We start from the raw sequence: 4,633 nt of genomic DNA on the forward strand, positions 1-4,633 counted from the left end.
TATCGTGCACACTAGCTAATTTAGGATGATTACATTTACGTCAAGGAGCTTAACTACACAGAGGCTTTGATTGTTTTCGGAGATGTCTATTGTATAGCAATGTTATTTATTGTGTGAACTAGATTTTTTTGAATGAATCGCAGAGGAGAAGAGAAGAGAGATATTCACAACTCATCCACGGGTTCTTCTAGTGATTCATTGTCGCCTATTGTGAGGGCGAGTTGGTAGATTTGGCGGCGAGGAAGGGAGGTTTGTTGCGCTAGCTGGCGGCTGGCTTGGGAACGACTTATGCCTTCTGCAATTAATGTTTGCAATTCTGCTTTAATGGCGTCTTCGGAAAATATTGGTGCGGCTGTTTGGATACCGGCAATTACGAGGGTAAATTCTCCCTGGGGTTCGCGATTGGTGTAAAGCTCGATCGCACTTTCTATACTACCACGCCAAAACTCTTCGTGCATTTTAGTTAACTCTCTCGCCAGCACAATCTGTCTGTCGCTTCCCAAACTATTTGCTAAATCTTGTAAAGTTTGTCGCAATCGGTGGGGAGATTCGTATAATATTATAGTGCGGGATTCTATTTGCAAAGCTTCTAAACTTTGTTGACGTTCTTGACCTTTCACGGGTAAGAAACCTTCAAATACAAATCTTTCTGTGGGTAATCCTGATGCAGTTATGCCAACTATGCAGGCAGTCGGGCCGGGAATCGGAATAATGTTAATATTAGCATCGGCGCAAGCTTTGACTAACTCGTATCCAGGGTCAGAAATTCCCGGCATTCCGGCATCGGTGACGAGGGCGATATCTTTGCCTAAATGCAGTTTGTCGAGGAGTTCGGGGAGTCGCTGGTGTTGGTTGTGTTCGTGGTAGCTGATTTGGGGGGTTTTGATTTGGAAATGGTGCAAAAGTTTGCCTGTATGGCGGGTATCTTCGGCGGCGATGAAGTCTACTGTTTGCAAAATTCGGATGGCGCGAAATGTCATGTCTTCGAGGTTGCCTATCGGGGTTCCTACGATGTAAAGTGTTCCTGTATTGGGATTTGCTTGCATTTTGATATTTTGAATTTTTTAACCGCAGATAAAGCACGGGCGGGACGCCCATGCGACATATTTAAGAAGATATGAAAACAGGATTATTTTTGGGATTAGGGACTTTAGATTTAGTTTATTTGGCCGAGAAGCCTCCGGGTGAAAATCAGAAAGTTGTTGCTTCTGATTGTACCATTGCTGCGGGCGGGCCGGCGGCGAATGCTGCGGTGACTTTTAGCTATTTGGGGAATGTGGCGGTATGGGCTGGGGTTTTGGGCACTCACGCGATCGCCCAATTAATTCGTGCAGACTTAGCGGAGTATAATGTCAGGATAATTGATTTGGAACCCGGGCGATCGCACTCGCCGCCAGTTTCCTCGATTATTGTAACTGAAGCAACGGGCGATCGATCGGTAATTTCCATCAATGCTACGAAATCGCAAGTTGACAGTCAAACAATTAATCAGGATATTTTAACATCCGTTAATATTGTACTGGTTGACGGACATCAAATCGCAGCCAGCCAAGAAATTGCTCAACTTGCCAAGTCAAAAAACATTCCCATTGTCCTCGACGGCGGCAGTTGGAAACCCGGATTAGAGGAAATATTGCCTTTTATAGAATGGGCGGTATGTTCCGATAACTTTCATCCACCAGAGTGCGAAAATTCAGAACAAGTTTTTGCTTACCTATCAGCAGCAGGAATTCCCCATATTGCCATCACTCGCGGCGAAAAATCAATTTTATACCTCAGCAGTGGCACTTACGGTCATATAGAAACACCTCAAATTCAAGCCAAAGACACTTTAGGGGCCGGCGATATTTTTCACGGGGCTTTCTGTCACTACATTCTGCAAAATAACTTTACAGATACTCTCAACGCAGCAGCTAAAATCGCTTCCGATTCCTGCAAAAACTTCGGAACCCGCGCCTGGATGAATAAGGGTTAATTTTAAATTAAAATTAACCAAACTATCCGGTTAAAACCGCTCAAAGCTAGAAAACTTGAACAGGCAACACTTGTTGAGTTAAAATCCTGACAGCAACCTCGACAAAATTTGTGAACTTCTCTCTTCTCTTCCTTCGCGCCCTTAGCGCCGTCGCGGTTCGTTAACAAAATTGCTATATTAGTAAGACAAGTTAAAGTCACACAAAACACTTCCAAAACAACATACCCGAATCATGTCTGACACTCAACCTCTAAGTATTACCCTTCCCCCTTTGCGGATTACCTTAACAGAACAACAGCAAGTTAACCTAGAATGGCTGACACAAAACTTGCCCAATCTACTCACGCCAAGCAAACAAGAAGTCCCCGACAATATGAAACAGTGGGTGGCGGCGAACAAATTATTAAATCAACCCGACGCAGAAATCATTCAAGCGCTAATAAATACCGGCATAGATGCGGAAACAGCCACCGCAGAAGTTAGGGAAATATCCTCTCATCCCTACTTCCAAGCAGGCAGCCATTACGTGCAGTTATTGCAGAAATTAGAATCGCATCTCAGGATTAACAATCAATTAGCTGCCTTGTCTTCCAAGTTTGGCACAATCGAACGCAAAAGCAGCCTTTCGAGAGAGTATTTTCTCGAAAATTACTACGCCAAAAATACTCCAGTAATTATTACCAATATCATGCACAACTGGAAAGCTTTGCAGTTGTGGACGCCGGAGTATTTGCAGCAAAAATACGGCGATGCAGAGGTACAAATTCAAGCCAACCGCAACTCCGACCCTAATTACGAAATTAAGATAGAAAATCACAAAAAAACAGTTTTTTTCCGGAAATATGTAGAGATGGTGGTCAATGGCGGGCCTAGCAACGACTACTACATGGTTGCTAACAACCAAACTCTGGAAAGAGAGGAATTTAAACCCCTATTCAACGACATTGAAATTTTCCCAGAATACCTAAATCCAACGGATACAAAAGGTAGAGTTTTCTTTTGGTTCGGCCCGAAAGGCACGATTACGCCACTCCACCACGACCCAGTTAATTTAATTTTAGCGCAAGTGTCGGGTCGCAAACTAATTAAATTGATTTCTCCGCAGCAAACACCTCTGCTTTACAATCACGTCGGCGTTTTCAGCAAAGTTGACGGCGAAAATCCCGATTATGACAAATACCCGCTTTACAGAGATGCAAAAATTATTGAAGTGATTTTGGAACCGGGAGAGGCTATCTTTATTCCTGTAGGTTGGTGGCATCATGTAAAATCCTTGGAAGTTAGTATTTCGGTTTCGTTTACTAATTTCGTGTTTCCCAATTATTATGAATGGAAATATCCTCATATTAATTGGTAATTGCTAATGTATGTTTCCTAGGGGCGGGCACGGGGGCACCGCCCCTACAGAAATCTGCGTTAATCGGCGTTTATCTGCGGTTCAAAAAAAATAAATTCATGAAAACTCTCGAAGAAATCAGCGAAATTGCCCGATCGATCGCCTGGAGTGCATCAGATATCCTACAATCCTATTATCGCCAGGATTGCAACACTCCTAACCTCGACATCCAAGAGAAAAAAGATGGCCCCGTCACCGCCGCCGATGTCGCTGTCAATTCTTACATTCTCGACGAATTGCAGTCGGCTTTAGGGAATGCAGAATTTGGCTATCTCAGCGAAGAAACTTACAAATCTTATTTAGAAAAAAACGGTCAAATTCCCTTACCTCAAAGTTGGGTTTGGATTATTGACCCTTTGGATGGAACGCGAGATTTTATTGACAGGACAGGGGAATTTGCTGTTCACATTGCTTTAGCGTTCGAGGGAAGACCGGTATTGGCAGTTGTGGCTTGGCCCCAACTGCAAAAGATTTATTACGCAATCCGCGATGCTGGCGCTTTTATGGAAAATCGGGACGGTTCTGCGGTCAAATTGCAGGTTTCTGCGCGAAATATAGTGGCAGATTTATCTATAGTAACCAGCCGCAGTCACCGGGGCGATCGCTTTAATCAATTGTTACAAAAACTGCCTTGTCAAAATCAAATAGCTGTCGGTAGTATTGGCTGTAAAATAGCGACTATTGTCGAACAAAAGGCTGATGTTTATATTGCGCTTTCGGGAAAGTCTGCGCCTAAAGATTGGGATTTAGCTGCACCGGAATTAATTTTGACTGAAGCGGGCGGCCGATTTACTCGTTTTGACGGTACTGCTTTGCAATATAACCGGGGAGATATCAGTCAGTGGGGTGGATTGTTGGCGAGTAACGGTTGCTGTCACGCTGCTATTTGCAGGGAAGCTGAGGCGATTTTAGCAGGGATAGATGCGAGTTTGAAGTAAGTGCGTGAAGCGAAGCTATCCCGTAAGGAATCGCCCGTAAAGATTGCAACAAATAAGTTTTAGGGGCGGGTTTTACCAAAAATAATTGCCTAAAACCAATTATATCGTAAACCCGCCCCCACCCTTGCCCGAAAGTCCCCCAGGGGTTTCAACCCCGGGGGAACCCGATCGCAGATATATATCAAAAATCCCGCTCTTAATATTTCAGTATCATCACACTTGCTATTGAACGGTTGGCGTTGCTGAGTTAGAGTATGAATAGGAGGAATAATTTATGCAATGCCCAGAATGTAAATCAACCCATATCCGTAAAAACGGCAAGAA

At 43.9% G+C, this 4,633-nt stretch carries 4 protein-coding genes; 3 read left to right on the top strand and 1 reads right to left on the bottom strand.

Annotated elements, in window-relative coordinates; translation table 11 throughout:
* Nucleotides 1-164 precede the first annotated feature (164 nt).
* Complete coding sequence (rsmI, locus tag E5S67_RS31065; RefSeq protein ID WP_172193191.1) at nucleotides 165-1,046, bottom strand: 16S rRNA (cytidine(1402)-2'-O)-methyltransferase; 882 nt, start codon at nucleotides 1,044-1,046, stop codon at nucleotides 165-167.
* A gap of 71 nt (nucleotides 1,047-1,117) precedes the next feature.
* Here rsmI and E5S67_RS31070 point away from each other — a divergent pair, with 71 nt between their 5' ends.
* The 3 genes from E5S67_RS31070 to E5S67_RS31080 all read left to right on the top strand — a co-directional run bounded on the left by E5S67_RS31070 (nucleotide 1,118) and on the right by E5S67_RS31080 (nucleotide 4,309).
* Nucleotides 1,118-1,975 carry a sugar kinase gene (locus E5S67_RS31070; RefSeq protein ID WP_172193193.1) on the top strand — a complete coding sequence of 286 codons (858 nt, stop codon included), beginning with the start codon at nucleotides 1,118-1,120 and terminating at the stop codon, nucleotides 1,973-1,975.
* Nucleotides 1,976-2,207: 232 nt separating this feature from the next.
* Complete coding sequence (locus tag E5S67_RS31075; protein WP_172193195.1) at nucleotides 2,208-3,332, top strand: cupin-like domain-containing protein; 1,125 nt, start codon at nucleotides 2,208-2,210, stop codon at nucleotides 3,330-3,332.
* A gap of 98 nt (nucleotides 3,333-3,430) precedes the next feature.
* Nucleotides 3,431-4,309: a 3'(2'),5'-bisphosphate nucleotidase CysQ family protein gene (locus E5S67_RS31080; protein WP_172193197.1), complete on the top strand. Its 879-nt coding sequence runs from the start codon at nucleotides 3,431-3,433 to the stop codon at nucleotides 4,307-4,309.
* Nucleotides 4,310-4,633: the final 324 nt, after the last annotated feature.

It is taken from the genome of Microcoleus asticus IPMA8, assembly GCF_013179805.1.
Classification (GTDB): Bacteria; Cyanobacteriota; Cyanobacteriia; order Cyanobacteriales; family Microcoleaceae; genus Microcoleus; species Microcoleus asticus.

Bases quoted from the DNA above. Each gene is read 5' to 3' on its own strand.
- E5S67_RS31070 (WP_172193193.1), top strand. From the start codon at position 1,118: ATGAAAACAGGATTATTTTTGGGATTAGGGACTTTAGATTTAGTTTAT.
- E5S67_RS31075 (WP_172193195.1), top strand. From the start codon at position 2,208: ATGTCTGACACTCAACCTCTAAGTATTACCCTTCCCCCTTTGCGGATT.
- rsmI (WP_172193191.1), bottom strand. From the start codon at position 1,046: ATGCAAGCAAATCCCAATACAGGAACACTTTACATCGTAGGAACCCCG.
- E5S67_RS31080 (WP_172193197.1), top strand. From the start codon at position 3,431: ATGAAAACTCTCGAAGAAATCAGCGAAATTGCCCGATCGATCGCCTGG.